This window comes from Candidatus Competibacter denitrificans Run_A_D11 (assembly GCF_001051235.1).
Classification (GTDB): domain Bacteria; phylum Pseudomonadota; class Gammaproteobacteria; order Competibacterales; family Competibacteraceae; genus Competibacter_A; species Competibacter_A denitrificans.
The window spans coordinates 48,534-74,020 of record NZ_CBTJ020000040.1; the positions used below are offsets into that span (position 1 = coordinate 48,534).

Consider the following 25,487-nt stretch of genomic DNA (forward strand, 5'->3'; position numbering starts at 1 on the left):
GGCAAAGGCCGCGCTGGAATCTTGGACTCGACCAATCCCCTTGAACACTACAATACTCGACTGTACTCGACTGTACTCGACTGTACTCGTTAATTTGTCGTTATACTACGATCTTCTCTACATTGTTAAATTTCATGCTACATATACGGTATGATCAGTTTTATGCAATACCTCAACCATGAGCGAGAACATGCCTAGATCATGGCCGTTCTCAACGTAATCGAGACACTACGCCTTCATTATAAAGGGGCGTTTGTTGCTGCTGCGCTAGCATTTGGCATCTGGGATGCTCAGATCGTCGGCTTTTTCGCTTGGCCCGACGCCGTGATCTATGACTTGGCCATGCGCCACGCACCCGCCAGACCAGGTACCCCCCGCGTGCTGGTCGTCGGGGCTGACCCGCAAGATCGCGATGCCGGCGATTCCTACTGGCTGCGTGCCCTGGAAACCTTAGCCAAACTGGACGCTCGGCAAATCATCTTTACATTCCTGCCGACCAAGGCGTCGTCACGCTTTTACCAGCAGGCCACCAGTGCGGGTAATGTTCTCTTCGGCCGTGGCCTGATCGCCGATCCGACCAACTCGACTGAGGGCGTTCAGCTAGAACCTTGGCCGTCTGCTGTCGGTACGCTCGGCAAACAACCTGCCTTCGGGGTCGTGACACTACCGCCCGCCAGCAACGGCATCTACCGCCATCAGTATGCCTGGCACACCGTGCAAGGGCACCGTTATCCGGCGCTGGAAAACCAAGCCGCCAGCCAATGGGCCGTTAACCAGCCACCGCTGCCAGAGACACCGTACTGGGTCAATTTTCGGGGTGGCAGTGCCTATCTGCCGACCGTCGAGCTGGGACGGGTTTTGCGTGATGGGTTGATCCCCACCGTAGTAAAGGGGCGCAGCGTCCTGATCGGTTTACTACCATCACCCCGAACGCCGGGGCTACACACGCCGCTTGATCCAGCAGATGGCCCCGGCATGTCGCTGCTGACATTCCAGGGTTACGCACTGGAAACCTTGCTCAATGACCAACCGATCCAGCCGCTGGCCACCGCGCTAACGCTCGCCCTCCTGGTGATCGCGGTGGTCACCAATATCATCCTTTACCAGTGGGGGTGGCCACGCTTAGGACCGTGGCTCACCGGCGCTGTACTGGCGATCTACGCAGCGGCGGCTTGGCTGTTGCCGCTCTACGCGCAATTATGGCTACCGCTGACCGCGTTGGTGGTGGCGCAGGCAGGGGCCTTCGTGACGGTTTTCTGGTACAAGCTGCTGGCCCAAGATAGAGCGATCCGGTCACTCGCCATCGACTTGTCGGCACGCTCACGCGAACAGGCGATCCCGCCCGGCTTTTACGCCGCATCCGAACCGTGGAATCAGGTCGTCGATCTCGTCCGGCAAACCCTAGACTTGACCTGGCTGATTTTTCTGGAGCGTATCCCGAACCAGTATTATGTGCGGGAAATCGCCGCCCTCAATTGTCAGTTCGCTGACATCAACGAGCGCCGCCGAGATTATCGACGCTTACCTTACAGTGAAGCCGTCGCCGAGCGGCGCACCGTGCGTCTGGTGCAGCGCTTATTTTTAAAGGCCGAATCACCCGGCGAGCAATATATGACCCCGTTGTTGTTCGGCGGTGAGCTGTTAGGCTTCTGGGCGATGGGCGCCATGCCCGATAACGTGGCGGCCAACCCGGGTTTTTTCGCTCTAGTGGAAAACTTTCGCGACCAGATTGCTGAAATGCTCTATCACCGCCTGCAATGGCAGCAACAACTGCCGGAACGTGGCGGCCACACCGTCCGCTACTTGCGCTTAGAGGGTGGCGAAAGCCACGATCACGCCCTCCGCCAAGCCCTGTTGGCCTTCGAAAGGCGGCTTTTTCGACTAGAGCAGGTCTTTCAGGGTCTGGAAACGGCAGCAATTTTCTATAGCCCCTTCGGCCGGGTGTTACAAACCAACGAAGCGATGACGGCGATCCTGCGGCGTGGCCAGTTGCCTGCTTACGAGATGACCGCTCTGGATTTGCTGAGCACGCTCAGCGGCATCAGTCTTTCTGAAGGCCGCCAGACCCTGCAACGGGTCTTCGTCAGCCATCAACCAGTAACTCTGCTCGCCAAACTACCGGGCGAACCGGAACGGCGGTACACACTACGAGTTCGACCGGTGCTGGCAAGCGACAGTGCCCGGCCGCCGGGCGAAATGGCTGAAGCACTGCCGTTTCAGCTTCAAGGGGTGCTAATCGAATTGATCGACGTAACGGCCTTGCATAATCTCAGCTTGGTCAAGGTAGAACTAACGGATCGGGTCCACCAACAACTGCGTGACCATCTCCAAGCGATGCTGTTGGCAATCGATTTACACCTGGAACCGGCCCAGGAAGAGCGCCGTAGAATCGACCGGCGCCAATCCTCGCGCGGCATTCTGGAGCAGCAGGTTAAAATAGCGGTCGATTTGCTCGACCGGGCGGAGCAGTATCTATTGACCGATTTGGCCACGCTCCAGCAATTCGACCGCTACCCAGTTGAGCCACGGACACCGCTGCGCGCAGCCCTGGAACGACTGGCCAACCAGGCCGAGGAACGCCAAGTACGGTTGACAGCGGAAATGCCAGAACTGCTCAACTTGGCCATGGCCGATGCCGATATCTTGCAGGATATCCTTCATACCCTGCTGGCGGTGTTGCTCGATGATGCGATGACCGACAGCCAGCTAGCCGTCACGCTGCGCGAGCAGGAAGGCTGGGTCATTTATGAATTCCGCAACCAAGGTTTCGGGATGCCCGATGACCGGCTGCAAGCTTGGCTAAGCCGCGACGACAGTGAGGCCACCCCACTGTTTCGGCGGTTACGGGTTGCCCGCCATCAGGTGATCGGCTGGCACGGGGTCTTGCAAGGTTACAGTGCGTTAGGCGAAGGCATCCGCTTCGTTATGCGTTTGCCCAGTTTCGGCCAGACCCTGCAACGCGAGGAACTCACCGCACGTAGTCAACGCCATCTGCCAGGGACAGCGGCGCAACGCATTTTGGTGGTCGATGACAGCGAAGTCATCCAACGTTTGATCTGTCTCTCCTTGGAGGCAAAGGGTTACCAAGCTCGTGCCGCCGCCGATGGCCAGCAAGCGATTGCTGTCCTACAAGGTTGGTTGCCGGATTTGATCGTGCTCGACATGATCATGCCCGTCATGAACGGCTTTGAGTTTTTGGAGTGGCGCAACCACGAATACCCCAACGTGCCGGTGCTGGCACTGACAGCGCTGGAGCGTTCTGGAAGCGACGAGCCGATCCTGGCTGCTGGTGCCAACGCCGTGCTGTTCAAGCCGATTCAGGTACCGGATTTGCTCGCCGAAATTGAGCGGCTGCTGCGTGAGCGCCCGATTTCGGCGCCTGTGGCAGCCGTTTGACGTAGAGCCGGGCAACGTGTTCAGCTTGCCGCTGTTTCCCGAGAGTCTGGCCAGCTCCGTCACCACCACAGTTTGGGTTGGGGTCACCGTGGCTGTGCTGTTCACTTTGCGCTTCGGCTGGAATCTATCAGGACTGGTCGTGCCGGGTTATCTGACGCCACTCCTACTGGTTAAACCGCTCTCGGCAGCAGTGGTCGTGATCGAAGGCATTCTCACTTATCTGCTGGTGTATGGGTTTTCCGAGCGCTGCTCCCGCTATGGCTGGTGGAGCAGCCTGTTTGGCCGTGACCGCTTCTTCGGCTTGGTACTGGTTAGCGTCGGCGTGCGCCTGGGCGCCGACGGCTGGTTGTGGCCGGAAATCGGCGCCTTGTGGAATGAGTATTTCCGCCAAGACTTCGATTATCGCAGCGACCTCCACAGTTTCGGTTTGATCGTCGTCTCCCTGATTGCCAACCAGTTCTGGAAAACTGGGGTCATCCGGGGGTCGGTGCCGGTGTTCACGACGGTGGCCCTCACCTACCTCATCGTGCGTTACGGGCTGATGGAATTCACCAATTTCAGCATCGGTAACCTGGGTTATACCTACGACAATCTGGCCGCTTCGCTGCTGGCAACTCCAAAGGCTTACATTGTACTGTTGACCACGGCTTTCCTCGCCTCACGAATGAATCTTTACTACGGCTGGGAATTTAACGGCATCCTGATTCCTTCGTTGCTGGCGCTGCAATGGTACCAACCGGCCAAGATCCTCAGCTCCTTTCTGGAAGCGTTCCTGATCCTTGGCGTAGCGCGCTTGCTCCTGCGTGTTCCTCTGGTCGCCGCCTTGCATTTGGAAGGGCCGCGTGAGCTGCTGTTTTTCTTTAACTTGGGGTTTTTCTACAAGCTGGCGCTTGGGTGGTTGTTGCCTCTGGTTTGGCCAACGGCTCCGATCATGGATATTTATGGCTTCGGCTATATGCTCACCACCTTGATCGCTATGCGGATTCACGACAAAGAGATCGCCGCCCGCCTGACCCGCGCAACGCTGCAAACCTCGCTGGTCGCGGTCGGCATCGCCAGCATCGCTGGATTCGCGCTCACCTTGCTGCCGGAAAATCGGCTGTGGTTGGCACACCCTCCGAGCGAAACGGGCGCAATAGTGCGTTCGCTAACGCGCCCGCTAGCTGAACTCTTGAACGAAGACAATGTAGAAATTCAACGCTCCCGCTTGCGGACTGGCGCGCTGGTACCGCTCCTTGGGGAGTTAGAAGCCTTTCGGACAGGTTTGGAACAAATACAAGCGCACTTGCACGGCGAGCCGGGGGCATTGGAGCAGGCAGCCCAACAACTGGCCGCCGCCCGCTACCGGCTTTATCACATTGGGGGGCGCTATCTTTACCTCAGAGAGATGGAACCGACCAATGGTTGGGGAATTTACGTCATCGATACCCGCGCCAGCGGTAACCTGCTAGTCGAAGTGCCGGCCCCATTGGATGAGCAAAATACCTTGGCCGCTGGCAGCGGGCTGTTCCAGGCATTGAGCGGTCGGGCATTGGCCATCGCCGGCACTCCGCGCGCTATCAATCCTGACGGGTCACTGGATGTATTGCGCACCCGTCAGACGCCGTTTCACATTTTCCATCAGGTCATGGCACGCCGGGACGTGCTGCAAGTGCGCGCTTATACGGCGCGGAACAGCGCAAAGTTGGCCAGCGTCTCGGCTGACGCATTCCGTGCCGGCACGGAGGTGCCGCCCACTGCACTGTGGATACGAGCCACTTTGCCGCCGGGAGTTGATCTGGTGACGTTGCAACGCTTAGCGGGTGACTTGCAAGTCCGTTGGGCCATAACACCGCTGGCCAATCTGCAACGCGATATCACCGAGAGCGGTTTTGCCGAACTGGTGCTCAACCGCCCCGACCTGCGTCAGTTACTGGCGCGGGCACCAGCCACCGCCAGCCCGGTAGCGACCCCCTTAGAAATCGGTGAAGCTCGGATCGACGGTTACCTGCGGGAATGGCTACTGGCCGACAAAAACCGCTTGGCTGGGCGCGGGACGGCGTTGTATCGGCCACCGCGACCAGAGGATCTGCTCTACTTCGATGAAGAAGTGTTGACACCCCTGTTAGAGTTGCTGCGCGGCACCCAGCCAAATGGCCAGTGGGAAACAACCGATCTGGTCGCTTTGCAGGCACTGACCGGGGCGGCCCAGGTCGCCGGCTATCGCTTACTGCGTTACCGTCATCGCCCCACCCAACAAGAGCATCTCATTTTGGTGGAAGACGAAACCCAGCGCGAACGCGGCTATCGTGGAACATACGTATTTCGAGCCGGCGGCGGGCAGCCTTACGTAATCGCTGTGCCACACCCGCTGTTTGAAGCCAACACGTTCGAATACGGCGTCTCACTTTATGAACAACTCCAGGCCAACGTCCTGCTGCTGGCCGGCGCCCATCCACAAGCGAATGCAGATGGAACAGCCGACGTCACCGATCCGAGCCATCCCGGCAGCCTGTTCACCTTGGTCAATGAAGTGGTACTCCGGGAAACCCGCAACACACCTTGGCTGACCACGAGTGTGCGGGCCTATGGCCTGCGCCCCGGCGGGCCGACCCCGACCGCTGACGTATTGCTGGCCTGGCACAGCGGGGCAACGCGGCAGGAATCCGTTGGTCCGCTAGGCCAGCAATTGCTAAAAACGCTGGAAGGTGATGGCCTGGATGTCCGCTTTGTTGCCGGTGCTGCGGAAACGGCAGGCTACGAAGCCAGCAGTTCTCCCCAAGCACGCTATGTCAACGCCGCTGCCAACAAAGCGTTCGCCGCGTTGTGGTTGTCGTCGGCGGTCAGGGCCACCTTTGCCCAACAAAGCGACAACACCGTGCAAGAAGCACAGTTCACAGCGCTGGGCATCACCACACGTCGGGAGGATCTTTACACTGATTTAGCCGGCCTACCGAAAACGGCCGGTGGCACTCCAGCGGGGTGGCGGGCCATCGCCCGCGCCTACCTGGAGCGCCGCGATATCGTCAGCCTACACCAATTGCGGGCTTGGCCAGGTTTGCGCTACCAGCGCTTGCTGGATCGCGATACTCAGCAAGCCTTTCTGCTGGTCTCTGATGCCTCTGGGCGGTTACGTCTTGTCGTTAATCTGCTGCCTCGCCAACCGGATAGCCAAATTATGGCCACCCTGCCGCTACAAGCGGCGACTGTGGACGAATTCAAGAATGCCCGTGCGGCTTGGCTGGTGTTCGGTGCGCCATGATCCGATTTTTGGGTCATCTACTAGGCGGCCTGCTATTTTTGTCCCTGCTGGCTGGGGCTGTTTGGCTATGGTGGCCCTGGCTGGAAAATGCGTGGCGGACTTTGGACACCGGGCGCATGGTCCAATCCGACCCGGATCGACTGATCGGTGCCGCATCCAGCGCCGTTTATCTATTGGATGTGGATCACTGGGTTGAATTTCCACTACCCGGTCAGAGTGGCGGCCTGAAAGTGGTCAGCAACGCCGGTATCGAACCCGCACAGGCAACGCAACCTGAAGCTGAGTGGCTCTATGCGCTGCATTATCAGCTATTGGACAGCTCAGGCCGTATTCTCAGGGACAGCCTCTACCACCATCGGACCCAGGTGAGCTGGTACCGACCACCGGGTTCGACCCAGCCCTTGACCGCCGCGTTTTATCCCGATGGTCACAGCGTACCAGCCGATGGTCGTTTGCTGCTGATCGACCCTGCCGAGCTGGTCGGCGCAACCCGGTTGCGCTTAGGGCTGGCCAACCAGGCGCCCAGTGTTACTGAGGTTGTCGCGCGGGTGTACACGCGCGAGCATCTGTTTGCGCCGGCCACCACGTTCCGCTGGAACCGCATCCCCCGTCGGCAGCGGGACGCTCTGGGGCGTGCCAGTGTCCACGGCCCGGAATTGCTAGGTGAGAGCGAGCAGGTGAACCTGCTGCGCCAGCGTTGGAACCCACTCGGCCCGGCTGGCGTCGCCGGCCGTGATTATCGTAGGCAACGGCTCTATACCGCACTCGATATCGAGGCCGAACCGTTACGGGTTTCGCTATTACCGGCCGGCCTGTACATCGACCGCGCGCTGCGCGCGACCCTACCGATTGCAGAACCGGGTGGCTGGGTCACATTGGAATTCGTCGAAATCCCCCCGCCACTGCCTCATTCTGACAACACCATCCCCACCGCTGGAGACGTTGAGCTGATTTGGCACAATGTACAGCCCGGTCCACCCGTCACGTATCGCGCCCCTTTGAACGGACTATCGACCACACTCTGGTCGGAGAAGCTCAAGGCCGGCCTACTGGAAGTCGTAGCCCCACGCCCGCTGGTCATTAGAGCCACTCAACACCAGACAACCGGTCCCGGTCTGGATCTGCTGCCCGAACCGGTTTATCTGCGGCTATACCGGTTGGAACCGGCCCAGCCGCTGGAATTCGCCATCGCCCATGTCGGCGATCAACCCACCCTCTGGCGGGTCGATTTGCGGCTGGCCGTGCCCGATCCGGCGGCCACCACGACGGTTCGCTATGAACTGCTCGATCAGCAGGGCACGGCACTGCGCCAAGGAACCTTGGCAGTGGCCGGCACGACGGCCCCCTACGACCGTCTGATCGGTCAGACCACACCCTTTGAGCAGGTTTCCGAACCCGCCACCCAAAGCTTCTCACTACCCGCCACCGTGGTTCGGGTGCGCCTGAGCGCAAGCTCTCCGGTATTGGTCAATGCCTACACGCGACCACCCGATTTACGCCGCGAGCTGCGGATTCCAGAGGACTACCAACCGACAGAGCGGGAAAAAGTGCGCGGGCAGCCGGTATGGTTTCCAGTTCTACCGCTGGCGGCGCAAGAGCGAACCCGTAACGGGCAAACCGCCCTGCTGGTGGTGCAAAACCGCCCCCCACAACGCGATCCCGAAATCCTTGCCGGGCGCTACGATTGGGAGGACTACTATCCCGCTGGGCCGTGGCGGGGTCGCTACGTGCTGAACCCGCGTGATCCGCTGGCTCCGCCACGCGATAGCGCGCTGGCCACAGTATTTCAACCACTGACGGCCGGAACCCCGACGCAGGTTGAGTTGCTTAACCTGCCGGGCCGATTGACAGTAGAACCTTCGCTGCTGGTGCTACGGGATACCGATCAACCCGACACTGCGCACATCAGTATCGATGGTCAACCCCTCTTTAGCAGCATCCTGACGCTGCGGCGCAGCCAGTTACGGCTGCCACCAGTGCCGGTCGGCTCACACACCCTTCTAGTGCAAACCACACGCCCCGCACGCTGGTTCATGAATTTTCTCGGCGGCGGCTCCGGTAGCCTGACCCGACGCCTGGCTTATCGGCTGGATCAACAGCCGTTGGAATTCGCCTATGCCAAGACCAGCGCCGGCGTGGAAGTCCTCTCTGGGGTGCTGCAAATGCCGGCCAGCCGGCAGCGAATCCGCTTGCGAGCCACCGTGGCAACCCCCAGCGCTACTTTGCCAGGCCCGTTTACTCACCCGACCCTTCACGAATGGCGGTACGATATCCGGCCGGACGAGCGCGACACCGTACCTGTGCTGGATACGCCCACCGAGCAGGTCGGGGTGGGGCAGCGGTTTTTCTTACCGCTGGGCGATGATGCACCCCCCGGCAATTATCGAATTCGGTTTTGGTTGGAAGAGGGTGGCGGGTATTTGACGCTTTATCGCGTCATTGCGGGCCTGCCGGCCGTGTTAGAACTATTCGGTGAGGAAACGCAACGATGAACGAGATAATCCAAAATTTCCGGAGCCCGCCAAAACCAGCCGGTATACCCAGCAACCAGCCGTGCTGGTGGTGGATTGGCTTGGTGGCCTTGCTCGCCTGGCTACCGCCGGCGGGAGCTGCCCAGCAAAGCCCATTAAATCGGCTGTTGCAGGACAGCCAGACCAAAACTTATCAAGCACCGTCCCCCGATGAGTTGAAGCAGGTCGAGTATCTGTTTCGCCAAGCCTTCACGGGTGCTGCTCGGCCGGCGCAGCGGGCGGCTTGGGCAGCTTTAGGCTTTACCGTGGAGCGGGTCACTGAGAAGCAACAGGTTTTTACGGTGATTCGGGAACAGCCGAATCAACGGCAAGGTCGGGGGCTTTACATCTTCGCGCTGGCGGCGGCGGGCGCTCCGATCCTGCAAGCTCCCCACGCACTGGACGACAAGCACACCGGGGCCATTGCCATTGCGCTGCTGGCAGAAGGCGGGTTCATGGCCGGCGCCTGGAGCACGGCCCCACGGCGTTATGAGAATGAAGATGACGAAGTGGTGAAGGATTCCGACATGGCCCATCAACCCGACAGTTATTTCATCGCCTTCAGCCGGGCGGCGGCGGCGGCGCAACCGGCTAGCGCGATTTTGCAATTGCATGGCTTTAGTAATGCAAAGCGGAAAACCGACATCGGGCGCCGTGCGAATGTCATCGTTAGCGCAGGCCAACACCAGCCGACACCGGCAGCGGAGCAGGTCGTCGGCTGCCTGCGCAACCTGATGAATTACGCCCTGCTCTATCCGACCGAGGTGAAAGAACTGGGTGCGCTGACCAACCAAATCGGCCAAGCCTTGCGCACGCTGGAACGATCCAGCTTCGTCCATATTGAAATGAATCAACCGCTGCGCGATCAAGTGAACGCCGACCCCAGCGTGCGTCAGCGGGTCGGCGCGTGTCTGCTCAAGGCTCATCCCTGATGCAGCATCGCCCCTGGCTCCGGTTCCTGCTGGTTTGGCTAATCATCGGGCCAGCAGCCAACGCCGATCCGGATCAGGTGCAAATCGACATGGTAGGTCGTTATCCCTTAGCGCTACGCTGGGATAATGTGGTCGGTGCCCCGGTCTGGGTCGCCGGCGCCAAACCGTTTGCCGGGCACGGTTGGCACCGAGCGGAATCAGAACGGCACGACGCAGGGATGTATCGAATTCGCTTGCATCCCGGTGATAGTGTTACGGTCTGGGTACCAGCTAGCGAGGGGCTGCGGATTTATCGGCCCGATGGCCGCCTGGCACCGGATGATCTAATGGTTGCGGCCGGGAACGGCTCCGGCCTGTTTATCGAGGTGCCGCTCCAACCCTCAGCAGCAGGCGATTCGCTGCTATTAGCGCCCGACTGGCCGGAAGAGCGGCTGGTGCGGGTGAGCCGACTCCCGGACAAGGCCGGCACCCTAGAAATTGCCTTGTTCGTCTCGCGCCGGGATGCGTTGGGCCAATTGGCGCCTTACCGGGAAACCATCGAGCAAACCCCCGTGCCTGAACGTGCGGCGGCATTAGCCTCAGAGCAACCGCAGGAATCTATACCTACGCCGATAGCCGGTGAACAGCGCACTGCGCCAGACCAGGGCATCGTGGCAGCCGCCGGTTCGCCCGTCTGGTTGCGGCCAAGCGACGCAGCAACGGGGCAAGCCTTCTGGCCGCTGGATGCCAGACCGCCACTGCGCGTGCGGCTCCGTGGACCGGTACGGTTGGCTCTGGAACACCGGCTACGCTATCCCCCGCAAGAAACCCGTACTCGGCAAGCCTATCGCGTCTACGCCTGGTTGGACGGTCGGCCTTGGCAGTCATTGGATTTCGTCGCCGCCCAGGAAACCCGGCGGGCGGTTTGGGTCACGACCGAGACGCGCGAGATGCCATGGCAATCCGGTTGCGCGCAGACTCTGGGCCGCGCCGAAACCGGTTATCTCGAACTCCCGGCTGGTGAACACGAATTGGCGGTAGCCGCTACCCAACCGCTCTATGCCCGCCTACGCATCCAGCGTGATCCCGATTATCTGGTGCCTGCCCTCAATGCACCGAAACTGACTGCCGCTGAGGCGCGAACCCTGCGTCCGGTCGCCCACGGCTCCATCTGGGATTTGGCAGTCACCGAATTAGCCACCCCTCTAAACCGTGTATCCCTGGCCGACGAGGACCGGATCGCCTTGCGGGTGGGGCGGGACAATGGCTATCGTGAGGGCGGATTGACCGCCGCGCTGGCCCTACGCCAAGCCGCACTCGGCCACCGTGAAGAACCCCGCCTTAGCCCGCAAGCCCAGGATACACTGGGTCTGTTCACCTTTTACCGCTCGCTGCTGCCGACCAACAAGCCAACCACTACGCCACCCCGGCTGGCCTGGCTACGCAACCGGCGATTGCTGGGGCTGGGCGAGCGACCCCGGCAGCTGGTGGTCGCGGATCGGTTCAGCGACGATCTGCTGGAGACCTTGGCGAGCGTTACCTTCGTGGAACTGGTGCCGGGTGCCGAACTGAACTACTGGTTGCCGGAGCGGCAAGCGCCGTTGCTGTTACGCATTGCCGTGGATCGGCCTGTCGCCGGTACCATCACGGAGTTTCAGCTACGCTACGACGACCAGCCCCCATTGCGGCTCCGGGTCCAAGTGCCAGAATTGGCCTCGGAGTTGTTTCTGCCGGGTACGGGCGAGGCGGGGCTGACTGCCTTGAGCGCCCAGCACGGGACATCCGGTGCCGGCACCCTAAGCGCACCGTTTGCCGCCGAACGCCCACCCGGCCCGCTGGTGGCGGCGGCGGTGGCAGAAATCGCGCTGCCGGCCATGGTCCGCCGGATTCGGCTGGAAAGCGCAAGCCGGCCGCTGGCGGTAGCGCTCCACTATCGCGCCAGCCGTCCCTATCAGCTTTCGGAAAGCGAGTATCTGGAAGTCACCAAGCAATTGGGTACCGAGGAGGTTTACCGGCAATTCGAGCAGGAACTTCACCGGGCAGGAACGCTGAACCAACCCCTCGCCAACAACAGCACGCCTGCCAATCGCTTCGATCCGACCCGCGATGCCCGGCAGGAACTCACCAACCATTGGTTACCTCTACTGCGGTTGCTGCGCGAACACAGCCGACAATTCGCTTCGCTGTTAGGACCACCACCCGCCAACCTAACACCGCGTGCTACCGCCAACGACGATCCGGCGGCGGCCGCACGACTGGAGCAGGCGAACCAATGGCTACCGGCTTTGGAGCAGTGGAGCCAGTTAAGCGACTCCGCCAGGGCAACGACACGGGCGGCGGCTATCGTGGGGCAAGCACGGGCCTTACGCCAATTGAACGAAACCTTGCTGGCCGAGCAGATGTTACGTGGGGCGTTCATGCATGACCCTAGCCCGCTGGTGCGCGGGCAGGCCTTCGAGCAACTGATTCAAGGGGCACTGGCGGCTGAGGACATGGACAATGCCCTGATGTTGGCCAGTGCGGCTGTCACCCGCCAACCGGAGACCGAGCGATTGCGTCAACTGGCGGAACTGCTGCTTGATGAGGGCCAAGCGGATGATGCCCTGACGGTCAGCTTGGCGTTACCGCCCGCTAAACGGCCACTGGCCGTGGTGGCACACGCCGCCTACGAACTGGGCTGGTGGCGAATATTTGCTCGTACTCTGGAACAGTGGCCGGATGTCGCTCAACGCCGACTCTGGGAAGGGTATCGGGCACAGCGCGAGGGGGCTTATCAAGAGGCGGCGCGGCTGTGGCGTGACGCGGGCGTCACTGGGCGGGAATTGGCCGACCGATTGGAAACCGGGCTGGCGATCCGCGACCGGTTGGCTGATCCCGATCCGATGGTGCGGGAGCGGGCCATCGGCGATTGGGCGCGCTGGCAAACCCGACAACCCGGTCCTCACCGCTGGTACAACGCCCATCATCTAATCAGCGACTATGCAGGTGCACCGGCTTTATCGGCACCCGGCCGTGATTTGCTCAGTCAGACCTTTCGCGCCCTGCCCGACCGGCCCGTACAACTGTCCGTGTTCGGCCCGGCCCGGCTGCGCATTGATGCCCGGCTCACTCACCCGGCCCAAACCGTCGCAGATGCCCCGCCGGTCGAAAGCTGGTTGTTGCTGCGTGACGGTGCGCGGATTGAGCGCCTGCCGATTACCGGCGACCGGCCCAGCCAGGGCTTGCGGATCGTCGATGATGGCAGTGAATTGCCGGGCCGCAAAGTCAGTTTAGAGTATATCGTCGATCCAGGCTGGCACCACATTGAAGTAACCGCGCCGCAGCGGTCGTTACTGGTCCAGGCGTCCATTTGGCGGCCGGCCATCCCCTTGCGGGTTCTGCCGGAACTGACCCCCACCGCTGTCATCGCTGCTGCACTGGGTTTGTCGCACGGCCAGCCGGAACAACGCCCGCTCCGGCTTTGGGAACGCTGGCCGTTCGGCCGCAGCGCGAACCAACCGACGGAAGCAGATGCAGAAACCCCCTCAACACCGGCCCCGGAAAAATCGGCCTCGGGCCTCGCGGCCGGCTTGCCGGTTTCGGTTGTCACCGACTGCCGTCTGGAACCGCGCACGCTCTATGCGTTCCCCACCACCTTCCCAGCGCCTGCCGCGCAAGCGGAACTGCTGAGCCGACTGACGGCGGCGCTGCCGGCTGATCTGACCTGGCCCACGCCGCCTACCGGCTCGGCGGATGCGCTACGTCACCGCTTGACAGCGCTGCTGTGGGAAGTGGAACAAGCCCCGGAAACACTGGCACAACGTCTGCCGGAAGCCGAGCAACTGGTCGCCACGCAGCCGGGCGTATCGGGTGTGGAACCGTTGCTGCGTCGGCTACGACAACGCGCGGAGTGGGAACCGTTGCTGAACGTTGGCCGTAGCGCCGGCGTGCGCCCCATAACGACGTCCGGCTGGTGGCCGGAATCACCCTTTCTGCGGATTCGCAAGGCGCTTTCGCCACCGGTCACCGCCGAAGAACAGGTGTTGTCCGGCAACGAGGAGCTGGGGCTATTGAGCGCCAATAACCAAGCGACCCGGCTGCGGCTCGAACTGCGTGCCACCGATGTCCGTTACTCGCTACCACGCCCGCTGACTGCTTGGTATCGGCTGGACGAACAGTCCCCACAGCGGGTGCTTCTCGACGCTGCCACCGCAGCACTCCCGCTTCATTTGGACGTGCCACCCGGTCAGCATGTGCTGCGCATCGGCATTGCCGAGCCGGTCGCCAATCAATACCTGCGCGTGCGGGTTAGCGAATTGCGCGGGCGCACCGCTCGGCCGGTGACGGATGATCTGCGACGGATGTATCAGGTGGCGACCGCCAGTGAACCGCTCCAAGTCCCACTGATGGGTCCGGCCTGGTTACGGATCGATGAATTGCGCGGTGATGTGCTGGATAGCCGCTATCAATACCTTGGCCCCGGTCTACAAACGGTGGAAATTCGCCCGGCCAAGGGTCAGGCGGAAGGGTTGTATCGCCTGCACACCCAACGGCTGCTGGATAAGCCGCGTGAGAGCACGCCGCCACGCATCGCCCGCTGGACTCTGGAACCGCCACCCCTAACTCCCGCTCGTGTTCCGCAAGCGCCGCTGCCATCGACGTGGGTATTACAAGATCAGTATGCTTTGGGCGAGCAGCAAGCGGGCACCTGGTCACTGGGCCTTAACCTCCTGCGCGCGGTGCCCATCGAGGAAACCAACGGCAGCTCAATCGGTGACGATTATTTGGAAACCTTGGCCAGCTACCGTTATTACAACGAATGGCGGCGCGACTACTATCAAGCCGATGCGCTGTACCGCTCACACCGTTACGGCAATCCTACCTTCGGTCTGCGCGCCATCTGGCAGCACGAAACGGAATGGCCTGATACCACCTTCCGGCTGAGTTGGGAAGGCTACGCACAACGGTCGGAAGGCTGGGCTTGGAATTCCACCGTGCGCGGTGAAATCGCCCAGGCTCGTGAAATCGGCCCACGGACCCGACATCAACCCTCGCTCGGTTTCTTTTATCGCGATCTCCGCCAGCAAGCGGATTACGACTATGAGCCGGGCTATGTCGATTCGGACGTGCTCAGCGAATACAAATACTTTCATCGCCGGGGGCTGGTGGTGGCCGACACCCTGGTCCATCGGCCCTGGCTGGATACCCTTTGGTACGCTGGCGCGGCACTGACCTCCGATGAGCGCGGCAGCTTCTTTGAACCGGAACATGCCAGCGCCACGGTTGGCTGGAAACAGCTCCTGGGTGACTGGCAAGTTAACGCTGCTTATCGCTGGACCCACTATTTCGCCCAGGGCGGGCACGATTGGCATCGCCCACGCGCATCCGATAGTCAGACGCTGCGGGGTGCTATCTGGTGGGATGGCGCCTGGGGTGGAACCGGTCGGCTGCAAGCGGGGTTAGAGGCGGAATACGATCCAGACAACCGCGATTATGGGATTTGGTTGAGCCTGCATTGGTTTTCTGACCGGGGCCGAGGTTACCGCGATTTCCGGCCCGGTACCGTGGACTTCCGTGATCTGCGCGAGCGGCTGTTACCGCTGGATTTCAACAACCGCATGGACGAACCACCCGGTGAGGAACGAGTCCCGTGATCGCAACGGCCGAATCCGCTGCCGGCAAATGGAAGAAGTGGGTCGAACCCCCGCGCCCGCGTCTCGCATTTGCCGAAGCCGAGATTCGTAAATACCTGCACGAGGGACTAACGCCGGCACTGGCCCGCGCCTCCCGCAGTTTGCTGGGCGAACTGATTACCGGGTTCCTGGGCGATTGGCCGGGGGCGCGTGATGATCCGCCGGAATGGGCGCTCCCCATGACCCTGCTTTATCGCTTGACGGTGTTTTTGCGCTACGAATTGGAGCGACGGCAAGCCAAAATCCGGCAACTGCGGGCGGATTACGCCGATTACAACCGCCGCTATCTGGGTGCAGCCACGCTGGAAGAGCGCCAGCATCACATGTTGGCATTCGCGGCCACCCTGGGTGCCAACCGCCGTCAGCTTGCCGGTGATCGCCGCGCCTTTGACCGTTGGTTCGGCCACGACACCCTGGTAGAACGCTATCAGCGACACCACGCCATCAGTGATCGGTTCCTGGCGTTTACGCTGGACCGGCTCGGTGCGATCAGCGCGCGTTTGCTCGATCAGGCCGGCCCCCTCGTCGGTCATGCGCTGTTATGGCCTCGGCTGGAATTGGAAGAGGTATTGCTGCCGCTGCTCGACTATGACGGCGATGCGCGGGTACGGGTGGCGGCCTTTCATGCGCTGGCGCTGGCGCTACGGGCCTTGCCGGCGGATCAGATTGAAAACCCGGTCAGTGAAGGTGCCTTGCGCTACATCTACGGTTCGGCGCTCGATCAGCGGCGGATGATCTGGATTCAGACGGAAGCACTGGCACTGTTGCCTCATCTGGATAAGGTTTCCCTCACCACGGCTTTGAAAGTGCGGCTTGGCCAACCGGGTAGCGGTGATGATCTGTTTGTGCGTCGGCGGGCGGTGCTGTTGCTGGGTCAGTATTTGCACCGCCTGCCGGAAATGGCCGCGCTGTTGCCTATCGCGTTGGCAGATACCAGCCCCTATGTCCGCCAGGGTTTGGCGGAAGCGCTACCCACCATGCCACAATCGTTAGCCCTGCCGAGTTGGGAAGCACTGGCGCTGCGCGATGCCACTGCTCAGGTGCGTGCGGCGGCGCTGCTGCAAATCCCGCTTCTATTGGCGGAACCTGGTGCATTTGAACCGCTACTGACCGGGCTGATAGCCGCACTGGCTCAGGAGCAAGATGCCTGGACGCTGCGGGTAGCCTTGCGGGTTGCCTGGCAAGTTCATCAGCATTTACTTAGCAAGACTCGCGAAAGTGAAGCAGCGCGGTGGGCGAATGGTGTATTGCCGGCTGTGACGCACCTGCGCGGCCATGCCGCCAAGCCCTCGGTGCGACGGTGGGCGGCGCAAACCTGCGAGCAGCTTTGGGTGTGGAGCGATCCCCAACGCCGCACATGGCTGCAAACGCTAGCCAACGAGGTCGCCGCCGTGCCCGCCGGCCACCAGCGCCGCTTATCGCGGGCAGTCGCCGCCTTGGAAGAGGCCACGCTAGGGCGCCTGCTGGCATTACTGGCACAGACCGATCACGGCTGTATGCTGAAACGCGGCTGGTGGGGGAGCTGGCTGACGCGCGGTCAGGTGCTGCGCTTTCGGACCTGGCGCTGGCTGCACGAGTTGCGCCATCCGGCCACCGACAAACGGCAAGCCTTTCGCCACACCGTCGGACGAGTCTACGACGGCAATCTCTACGCGCCATCGGGCATTCTTGCCGAGCTGGCCGAAACCAAAGTGCCTGGGGAGCCGCTATATCTGGGCACGGAGGACGGCTGGCGCCCGTATTTGCCGCTGGTAGACGAGCTGATTTCTTGTCTGGATCAGTGGGATCGGCGATTGCGCCGCTACAGCAGCGAAGGGATTACCGAAATCGTCGCGCCGGTGGCGCTGTGGCGGCGGCTGTGGGCGCGGGTTCTGCTCACCGTTCGCTTTGTGGAGTATGCCCGGCTTCGCAACTGGCAGGAAGGTGCGCAAGCCAATCCAGCCGGCTATTTAACAGCCATTGCCCAGCTTGGCTTCACGATCCGTTTCATCCCCTATCCCGCCGCCGCTGCCAATGCGCCGGAGATGATCGATCCCCTAGTAGGGCGATTTTTCCCAGAACCCGTTCCCGAAACAACCCCCGATCTCGCGCCTGCGACTGCACCACTGCTCGCCGGTCATATTCCGCTGTTGGCGGTTATCCCATTCGGCGACTGGTCGGCCTTTTGGGAAGAGTTTCGGAGCTATTTTTTCTCGGTTTATCAGAACTCCCTGTTTGATCTTGGCATTTTTCTGGCCGGACTCGGCGCTCTGTTTTTTGGCCGCCACATCGTCATCAACCAACAGATCCGCCGGGCACGCAGCCGAATTCCGCTGGTGATCGGCGGCTGGGGTACACGCGGCAAATCCGGCACTGAGCGCATCAAAGCGGCGCTGATGAACGCCCTCGGCTTTAGCATCATGTCCAAGACCACCGGCTGCGAGGCGATGTTCCTCCACGCCGATCCCTACAGCACGCTGCGGGAATTGTATCTCTACCGGCCCTACGACAAAGCCACCATCTGGGAACAGGCCAACGTCCTGCGTCTGGGCGACCGCCTCCACACCGAAGTGTTCCTGTGGGAGTGCATGGGGCTAACGCCGGCCTATGTCTACACCCTGCAACGGCAATGGATGCGCGATGATCTGGCCACCATCACCAATACCTATCCAGATCATGAAGATGTGCAAGGGCCGGCCGGCTATAACATTCCGCAGGTGATGACCAACTTCATCCCCCAAAACTCCACACTGCTGACCAGTGAAGAGCAAATGTTGCCGATCCTGCGGGATGCCGCCCAGCAGCTCGGCACCGATCTGGGCACTGTGGGCTGGCTGGAAGCGGGGCTGCTGACCCCGGACGTGCTGGCCCGGTTTCCCTACGAAGAGCATCCTTTCAATATCGCGCTGGTGCTGGCCATGGCCGATAGATTAGGCGTTCCACGGGATTACGCGCTCAAGGAAATGGCCGACCGGGTCGTAATGGACATCGGCGTCTTGAAGAAATATCCGAAAACCAGTGTCGCCGGCCGCTTTCTGGAATTCATCAACGGCATGTCCGCCAATGAACGCTTCGGCTGCTTGACCAATTGGGTGCGGATGGGCTTCGACCGGCAGGATCGCTATCAGGAACCTGGTGTTTGGATTACCACGGTAGTTAATAATCGCGCCGACCGGATACCGCGATCACGGGTCTTCGCGGGCATCCTGGTCGCCGATGTCAGCGCCGACCGCCATTTCCTCATCGGTACCAATTTGGATGGGTTGCAAGGCTACATTGAGGAAGCTTGGGGAATCTATATTCAGGGTCTTAGCCTGTGGCCGACCACTGCCGACGCCGAACCGGCATTACAGATTCTGGAACAGCAGGCCCGTTGGCAGCGGGTGTCCATTGAAGAAATCCATCTCCGCCAACGACTGGATGCAGCGCTGGCTGGCATCGGCGTCACGGTGACCGCCGAACCGCCTGCGGCATTCTGGCGCGATGCAGCCACCTTGCAAGCCTATTTGACGACCGCTGGCGCAGGAGAGCACGCGGAAGCCATTGCCCGCCATCTGGTTGAAGAAGGTGAATGTTATCAAGCCTATCGGGCGCTGGCTGACCGGGTGAGCGCCGCCGATACCGCCCAGCGACCGGCGCTGGAAACGGCGTTTCGTGAGCAACTATGGCAATGGTTTGCCCGCAAACTGGTCGTGATCCGTGACCCCCACAGCACCGGCGAACAAACCATCGCCCGTATCGTCCAGGAAACCCCGCCGGGTTTGTTCAACCGGATCATGGGAATGCAGAACATCAAGGGGCCGGGATTGAGTTTTGTCTATCGCTGGCAAGGCTGGGAAATTTGTCACAAGGCTTGTGATCTGTTGGCCAGCCCTGATCTAACCCTAGCGCGACAGGGGTTACGCGAACTCGCCGCGCTACAGGAGTTCGGGCAACTGGGCGAGCGGTTGGCGCGGGAAACCGTAGCTGCCGTACGCCAGCGCCCGGTAGCCCAAAGCGAACACTTCCAGGCAGAACTAAGCCTGATCGAAACCCGCATCGAGCAATCCTCAGCAAAGCTTAAAGCCCAGCTACAAACTGGCCACGCCGGCAGGCCCGGTCGCCTGACCCAAGTTCTCGGCGCCATTGAGGCCTTTTTGGATTCCGGCGATGCAGTCAAGCGCCGCCAACTCGCCGACCGCATTTACCGGGATTTAGCCGATGAACGCATCGGCCACCAACGCGCCGCCCTGGAGTTGCAAGCGCTGACCCAGCGCCAGAAAGGTGGTTGGCTGGAAAAACAATTCCGGGCCTGGCTGGCCTCACTCCGCCGCCCGCCCGCTTCTGCATAAGACCGGCTTTTCGATACGATAGCTGGTGAAGCCCGTTATTCTGAAGGAGAGTTTGATGCGTATCCGCCCATTGATCCTGCTTGCCGTTCTATCCTTGGCCACCCTTGGTTGTGGCGGCGGTGGTGGCAGTGCTGACAGCAACAATGCACCTTTACCGACCCCGAGCGGCAATATCAGCGGCCTGGTCATCGATTTGGATGGACACCCGATCAAAGATGCGCAAGTCGAATTGGCCGGCAGTACCACGCGCACAGATGCCAGCGGTCAGTTCAGCCTAACCGCCAAGTCACCCGGCTGGGTCACGGTGCGACACGCTCAATTCCTCTCTCGCACCCGTGCCGCCTTCCCTGATCGACGGCTTTTAGTGCGCCTCACGCCGGATGACGGGGAAACGATCACCCTGCACTTAGCCGGCGACACCATGTTTGGCCGGCGTTTTTATGACCCGAATAACGATGGCGATACCCGTGATGGTCTCATTCAAATCGGCAACGAGGCTCAAGGCCAGGCGCAATTATTGCGCTATATCCAGCCGCTGTTGACCAACGCCGATGTGACCGCCCTCAATCTGGAGTCGCCCCTCGCCAGCGTTCCCTATTTTGATCCAACCCAACCGCGCCCCAGCGCTTTTCACCCAACCAAGGCATTTGTTTTTGCCAGTCATGTCAGTGCCCCGCTGGCCTTGCGTGATGCGGGGGTGGATGTGGTCGATCTTGGCAACAACCACATGTATGACTTGCTGGAAGGCGGCATCACTGAAACCACAATCACCTTGGACGGCTCCGGCTACCCTATCGGCACCGGTCAATTCGGGGCCGGTCATACCGAAGCTGCGGCTTGGCAACCAGCATTTTTTACCACTGGCAACACCACAGTGGCCTTCGTCGCGTGTACCACGGTTACCGGTTTTGAACATCCCATCTCTTATGTAGCCAACGGCACCCAAAAAGGTGGGGCAGCCCGTTGTGCAGAAAAACCCTTGCAAGCAGCTCTTCAGACCGCGCGGACGCGAGCGCAAATCGTGGTGATGATGATTCATGGTGGAGTCGAATATGGTCGCAACCCCTCGCCGATTGTCCAAGAGTTCAGCGCCATCGCGCGCAAAGCGGGCGCAAGCCTGATCATCAATCACCACCCTCATGTGGTCGGTGGCCTCGACTGGCAAAACGGCGTCCTGACCGCTTGGACCGTCGGCAATATGCTCTTCGATCAAGATGTTTGGCCGACTTTCGAATCGTATCTAATCGGGGTCCAGTTGCGGCGCGGTCAGGTGATTCACGCCTATGTCGAACCGTTGATGATCGCTGACTATGTGCCGCGGCCCGTGGTGGGTACGCTGGCCGAGTATGTCGCGCGCGGTGCGGCGGGTCGTGCGCCCGGACCCTTCCTCATCGAAGATGGCGCCACCGAAGTGGATATCGGCGGGCGGGCAGTCGCCCAGAAAGTCGCGGTTTCACTGGACGGCGGCACCGGTGCCGGAACGCTTTATCGCTTTGAAAACGGTGCCTGGCTGGACGGAGCACAAGGCTCCGGGACAGTGCTGCCCGGCCGGGATGTACTGTGGGTGGGTTCGTTTGAAGACGAGAGCGCTGATGACCAAGCTAATCCAGGATTATTATGGGATTTGGGAGGAAACGATGATCGAATGATCGGCTCGGCCTACGCTTATGAAGGCCAGGCCGGTGTGCGGCTGCGGCGGCTTTTCAGTAACAGCACAGATCTGGTGCTCACTCCAAAACATCGCATCCTGATCAAGCCCAATCGTAAGGTTTCGGTCATTGGCCGCGTGCGCACCAACGGCAACGTCTCATTGCAGTTGAGTTGGTATCGTGATAGCAGCGGCGCTTCCTCGTTACAAACCGTAGTGCCTGATTTAGTGCCGAACAATGACACCTGGCAGCCGTTCCGGGTCGATACCACGACACCCAATTTCCCTGAAGTCGATGATTTGGACAACCAGAATCCGTTAAAACCGGCCGTCGGCTTATTCCTACGCCTGGCCCCTCCAGGCCGCGACCGAGCGACTGCTGATTTCGACAATATCCGTTTGATTCTGTGGGAAGAACCTGGTATCGCACCAAGCGCCCAGCACGATTACCTCCAGGTCATCGGCGCCGTATCGGCTACGCTACGGCGCGATGTATTGCCGGGAGCGGAAAATTGGGAACCGCCACCTGCGGCCAAAGCGGTTCCTTAACAAACCGTGGACGAAATTGCCTGATCGGCACACGACAAAAAAGGCACGAAGTACGTGCCTTTTTTATCAACAACAGCGGCTGACTCAGCGCTGCTCGACCGGTACGTAATCCCGCAGAGTGTGGCCGGTATACACTTGCCGTGGCCGATAGATGCGGGACTTGGGATCGTCGTGGAGTTCCTTCCAGTTAGCGATCCAACCCGGCATCCGGCCGATGGCGAACATGACCGTGAACATGTTCAAAGGAATCCCCATCGCCCGCAGGGTGATGCCGCTGTAGAAATCGACGTTCGGATACAGCTTGCGCTCAATGAAATAGTCATCGTTTAGCGCCACCTCTTCCATTTGTTGGGCAATATCCAACAGAGGATCGCTGATATTCAACCGTGCCAGCATCTTATCGGCGGCATCCTTAAGAATCTTGGCGCGCGGGTCGAAATTCTTGTAAACCCGATGCCCAAAGCCCATCAGCTTCAGCTTGGTATCTTTTTGCTTGACCCGTTCGATGTATTCGGACACTTTCATGCCGGACTGCTTGATAAACTCCAGCATCTCAATCACCGCCACGTTGGCGCCACCATGCAGCGGCCCCCACAGCGCACACACGCCGGCCGCGCAACTGGCGAACATGTTGGCCTGGCTGGACGCTACCATCCGCACCGTGCTGGTGGAACAGTTCTGCTCGTGATCAGCATGCAAGATCAAGAATAAGTTGAGCGCGCGGCTGACTTCCGGGGTCGGCCAGTATTCACGGTAGGGAATCGAGAACATCATGTGCAGGAAGTTCTCGCAATACTTGTATTCAGGATGCGGATACATCAGCGGCTGACCGATGGACATCTTGTAGCTGGCCGCCGCGATGGTACGCACCTTGGAGATGATCCGGGCCGCCGCCTTTTCCATGGTGTTGTCGTCCTCAATGTCCATCATCTGCGGCTCGTAGCAGCTCATGGCGTTGATCATCGCCGAGAGAATCGCCATCGGCGGTGCATTGGGCGGAAATCCCGCAAAGTGGCTGCGCAGGCTCTCGTGCATCATCTGGTTCATCGTCAGCCGACGGCTGAAGCGTTCCATTTCCTGTTCGGTGGGCAACCGGCCCCAGATCACCAGCCAAGCCGTTTCCACAAACGTGGAATGTTCGGCCAGTTGCTCGATGGGAATGCCGCGATAGCGAAGAATGCCTTTATCCCCATCGATGTAGGTAACCGCCGATTTGCAGGAACCGGTGTTGCTGTAGCCATCGTCGAGCGTGATGTAACCGGTACGGTCGCGTAGCGTGCTGATGTCAATGGAAAGCTCTTTCTCGCTTCCCTCGACAACCGGAAATTCATGGGGTGTTCCATCCAATTCAATGCGGCATGTATGGCTCATGGCGTGGACTCCGTTGGTCTATGGATGTTGTGGTTTTATCAGTGTGGGTCTATGGCGCCGCCGCTGACGGATCGACCGTCGCGGTTGCCGCGCTCGACCGATTATACAGGGCCAATACAACTTGCAAACGCTATGGGTTTTCGCTCACCTCGACCGAGCTACGGCGATGCCGCCAGTATTCGATAATCCCCGGCATGAGTGAAAGAATGATGATGGCGACGATGACCAAAGAGAAATTCTGTTTGACGAAGGGCAAATTGCCGAAAAAATAGCCGCCATAGAGGAAAGAACCGGTCCAAAGGACGCCGCCGGCCACGTTATACCACTGGAACCGGCTGTAGCTCATACCGCCTGCACCCGCCACGAACGGGGCAAACGTGCGCACGATGGGCACAAAGCGGGTGATAATGATTGTTTTTCCGCCATGGCGCTCGAAAAAACGGTGTGTTCGGTCCAGATATTGCTGCTTGAGAAAGCGGGCATCAGGGCTGAACGCCTGTTCGCCCAGATAGCGGCCCACCGCGTAGTTGACCGTATTACCGAGGATGGCGGCGAACGTCAGCAGGAGAAACAGAAGATGAATATTGATCTCACCGATAGCGGCCAGCGACCCGGCCGCGAATAAGAGCGAATCGCCCGGCAAGAACGGCGTGACGACGAGGCCGGTCTCGCAGAAGATAATCAACCAAAGAATTCCATAAAGCCAACTGCCGTACTGGCTAGCCAATGCCGTCAAATGCTGGTCAAGATGGAGAAAAAATGAGATTGCAGCCTGCAAAAAATCCATAGTTGAATACTCGTTGAACTAAAATGGCGCATAAGCGGCCAAAATCGTTGCCGGCGCTGAGTTGTTAGCACCCGCTCTGTGTTTTAATCGGCGCAGTTGCACCACGGCTCGGCCGGATCGGGATAAGGCGCGATCTGATAGCCGCCGCGCCGCAACGCCGACTCGGCGCCCACCGGCCAACGCATCAGCGTCACCGTCTGTGGATTGATCACGGCACCCGCTGCATCGACCAGTACAGCGGTTGCGCTTTCGGCTGGCCAGTGCAGGATCAACGGCCGAACCGCGTAACCGCAACGGACTAAAACACCGATGGATCGACCGCTTTCGGATAAAACCATAGCCATACTCCGCCGCAGCGCACTCATGGCACACTCTATACGTTGGTGGACTGCGCACTATACCGGAACCGATGCACGGCCAGCCATCCCCATCGGCACACCGCCGCTGGGAGGCGGTAACGCTGCCCTGCGAGCGCTTCTACTGACTACACCACTGCAAGAGGAGGTTTGTGCCGTGTCGGCCAATGCATCCAACACGTCATTCGTCGAGTCGCTCGCGGCACCCCAGCGGCGCCCGCTGGCTTGGCTCGTGCTAGCGAGCGCCCTGGCGCTGCTATCGGGACTCGCCCACGCCAGTTGGACGACGGCCATTCAACTCGACCCGATCACCCACCAATCCCGGTGTTTGCTGAGCAGCGAACCGATCCTCACCCCGGCCGGCCACGACGATACCACACCGGTGACGTTGGTCTTCAACGGGAATAGTCTGGTGGTGATCACCCAATCGGAGCTGGACGGTTCCTTCGCCGATTTGCAGTTGACCGTGGACAAGAACCCACCGATCCAGAGTGCCAACATTGCCCGCAAGATGCAGTTGGTCTTTGACCAGAATCTGCCCGATCTGGTCCGCCAGTTGCGGGAAGGTCGTCAAGCCACCGTCCAACTGCGGTTCTGGCCCAACTGGCCAGTTACCCAAACCTTTCCGGTGACGTTTAATCTGGCAGGTTTCAGCAAGGCCCACGATGCCATGAACCAAAGCTGTCAGCCAGCAGCCGGCGCCAATCCGGTCCCCCGCTGATCGCCTTTTTATCTG

General features: G+C 60.4%; 11 protein-coding genes. 8 read left to right on the forward strand and 3 right to left on the reverse strand.

Going from position 1 to position 25,487, the window contains the following annotated elements; all coding sequences use genetic code 11:
• The first annotated feature begins 201 nt into the window (after positions 1 to 201).
• The 7 genes from BN873_RS08600 (at position 202) to BN873_RS08630 (ending at position 22,237) form a co-directional block, all read left to right on the forward strand.
• Positions 202 to 3,396 carry a response regulator gene (locus BN873_RS08600; protein WP_048672897.1) on the forward strand — a complete coding sequence of 1,065 codons (3,195 nt, stop codon included), beginning with the start codon at positions 202 to 204 and terminating at the stop codon, positions 3,394 to 3,396.
• Positions 3,359 to 6,637 (forward strand): poly-gamma-glutamate biosynthesis protein PgsC/CapC, encoded by a 3,279-nt coding sequence (locus BN873_RS08605; protein ID WP_048672899.1) that lies wholly within the window; start codon positions 3,359 to 3,361, stop codon positions 6,635 to 6,637. Before BN873_RS08600 ends, BN873_RS08605 begins: the two co-directional genes overlap by 38 nt.
• Positions 6,634 to 9,129 carry a hypothetical protein gene (locus BN873_RS08610; RefSeq protein ID WP_048672901.1) on the forward strand — a complete coding sequence of 832 codons (2,496 nt, stop codon included), beginning with the start codon at positions 6,634 to 6,636 and terminating at the stop codon, positions 9,127 to 9,129. The genes BN873_RS08605 and BN873_RS08610 overlap by 4 nt, the downstream gene beginning before the upstream one ends.
• 83 nt (positions 9,130 to 9,212) lie before the next feature.
• Positions 9,213 to 10,079: a hypothetical protein gene (locus BN873_RS08615; RefSeq protein WP_139031676.1), complete on the forward strand. Its 867-nt coding sequence runs from the start codon at positions 9,213 to 9,215 to the stop codon at positions 10,077 to 10,079.
• Positions 10,079 to 15,691 (forward strand): hypothetical protein, encoded by a 5,613-nt coding sequence (locus BN873_RS08620; protein WP_048672905.1) that lies wholly within the window; start codon positions 10,079 to 10,081, stop codon positions 15,689 to 15,691. Before BN873_RS08615 ends, BN873_RS08620 begins: the two co-directional genes overlap by 1 nt.
• Positions 15,688 to 20,040 carry a hypothetical protein gene (locus BN873_RS08625; RefSeq protein ID WP_048672907.1) on the forward strand — a complete coding sequence of 1,451 codons (4,353 nt, stop codon included), beginning with the start codon at positions 15,688 to 15,690 and terminating at the stop codon, positions 20,038 to 20,040. Before BN873_RS08620 ends, BN873_RS08625 begins: the two co-directional genes overlap by 4 nt.
• 55 nt (positions 20,041 to 20,095) lie before the next feature.
• Positions 20,096 to 22,237, forward strand: a complete 2,142-nt coding sequence (locus BN873_RS08630) for a CapA family protein (protein ID WP_048672908.1) — start codon at positions 20,096 to 20,098, stop codon at positions 22,235 to 22,237.
• A gap of 84 nt (positions 22,238 to 22,321) precedes the next feature.
• Here BN873_RS08630 and BN873_RS08635 read toward each other — a convergent pair whose 3' ends face one another.
• The 3 genes from BN873_RS08635 to BN873_RS08645 all read right to left on the reverse strand — a co-directional run bounded on the left by BN873_RS08635 (position 22,322) and on the right by BN873_RS08645 (position 24,733).
• Positions 22,322 to 23,608, reverse strand: coding sequence for a citrate synthase (locus tag BN873_RS08635; RefSeq protein ID WP_048672910.1), 1,287 nt, complete (start codon positions 23,606 to 23,608; stop codon positions 22,322 to 22,324).
• Positions 23,609 to 23,738: 130 nt separating this feature from the next.
• Positions 23,739 to 24,395, reverse strand: coding sequence for a DedA family protein (locus BN873_RS08640; RefSeq protein WP_048672912.1), 657 nt, complete (start codon positions 24,393 to 24,395; stop codon positions 23,739 to 23,741).
• 83 nt (positions 24,396 to 24,478) lie between these two features.
• On the reverse strand, positions 24,479 to 24,733 hold the full coding sequence (locus BN873_RS08645) for a hypothetical protein (protein ID WP_048672913.1): 255 nt from the start codon (positions 24,731 to 24,733) through the stop codon (positions 24,479 to 24,481).
• Between the two features lie 25 nt (positions 24,734 to 24,758).
• Here BN873_RS08645 and BN873_RS08650 point away from each other — a divergent pair, with 25 nt between their 5' ends.
• Positions 24,759 to 25,472, forward strand: coding sequence for an invasion associated locus B family protein (locus BN873_RS08650; protein WP_139031677.1), 714 nt, complete (start codon positions 24,759 to 24,761; stop codon positions 25,470 to 25,472).
• Positions 25,473 to 25,487: the final 15 nt, after the last annotated feature.

Excerpts from the sequence above, each read along its gene's own strand:
- BN873_RS08600 (WP_048672897.1), top strand. The coding sequence starts at position 202 with ATGGCCGTTCTCAACGTAATCGAGACACTACGCCTTCATTATAAAGGG.
- BN873_RS08610 (WP_048672901.1), top strand. The coding sequence starts at position 6,634 with ATGATCCGATTTTTGGGTCATCTACTAGGCGGCCTGCTATTTTTGTCC.
- BN873_RS08620 (WP_048672905.1), top strand. The coding sequence starts at position 10,079 with ATGCAGCATCGCCCCTGGCTCCGGTTCCTGCTGGTTTGGCTAATCATC.
- BN873_RS08630 (WP_048672908.1), top strand. The coding sequence starts at position 20,096 with ATGCGTATCCGCCCATTGATCCTGCTTGCCGTTCTATCCTTGGCCACC.
- BN873_RS08635 (WP_048672910.1), bottom strand. The coding sequence starts at position 23,608 with ATGAGCCATACATGCCGCATTGAATTGGATGGAACACCCCATGAATTT.
- BN873_RS08640 (WP_048672912.1), bottom strand. The coding sequence starts at position 24,395 with ATGGATTTTTTGCAGGCTGCAATCTCATTTTTTCTCCATCTTGACCAG.
- BN873_RS08645 (WP_048672913.1), bottom strand. The coding sequence starts at position 24,733 with ATGGTTTTATCCGAAAGCGGTCGATCCATCGGTGTTTTAGTCCGTTGC.
- BN873_RS08650 (WP_139031677.1), top strand. The coding sequence starts at position 24,759 with ATGGCACACTCTATACGTTGGTGGACTGCGCACTATACCGGAACCGAT.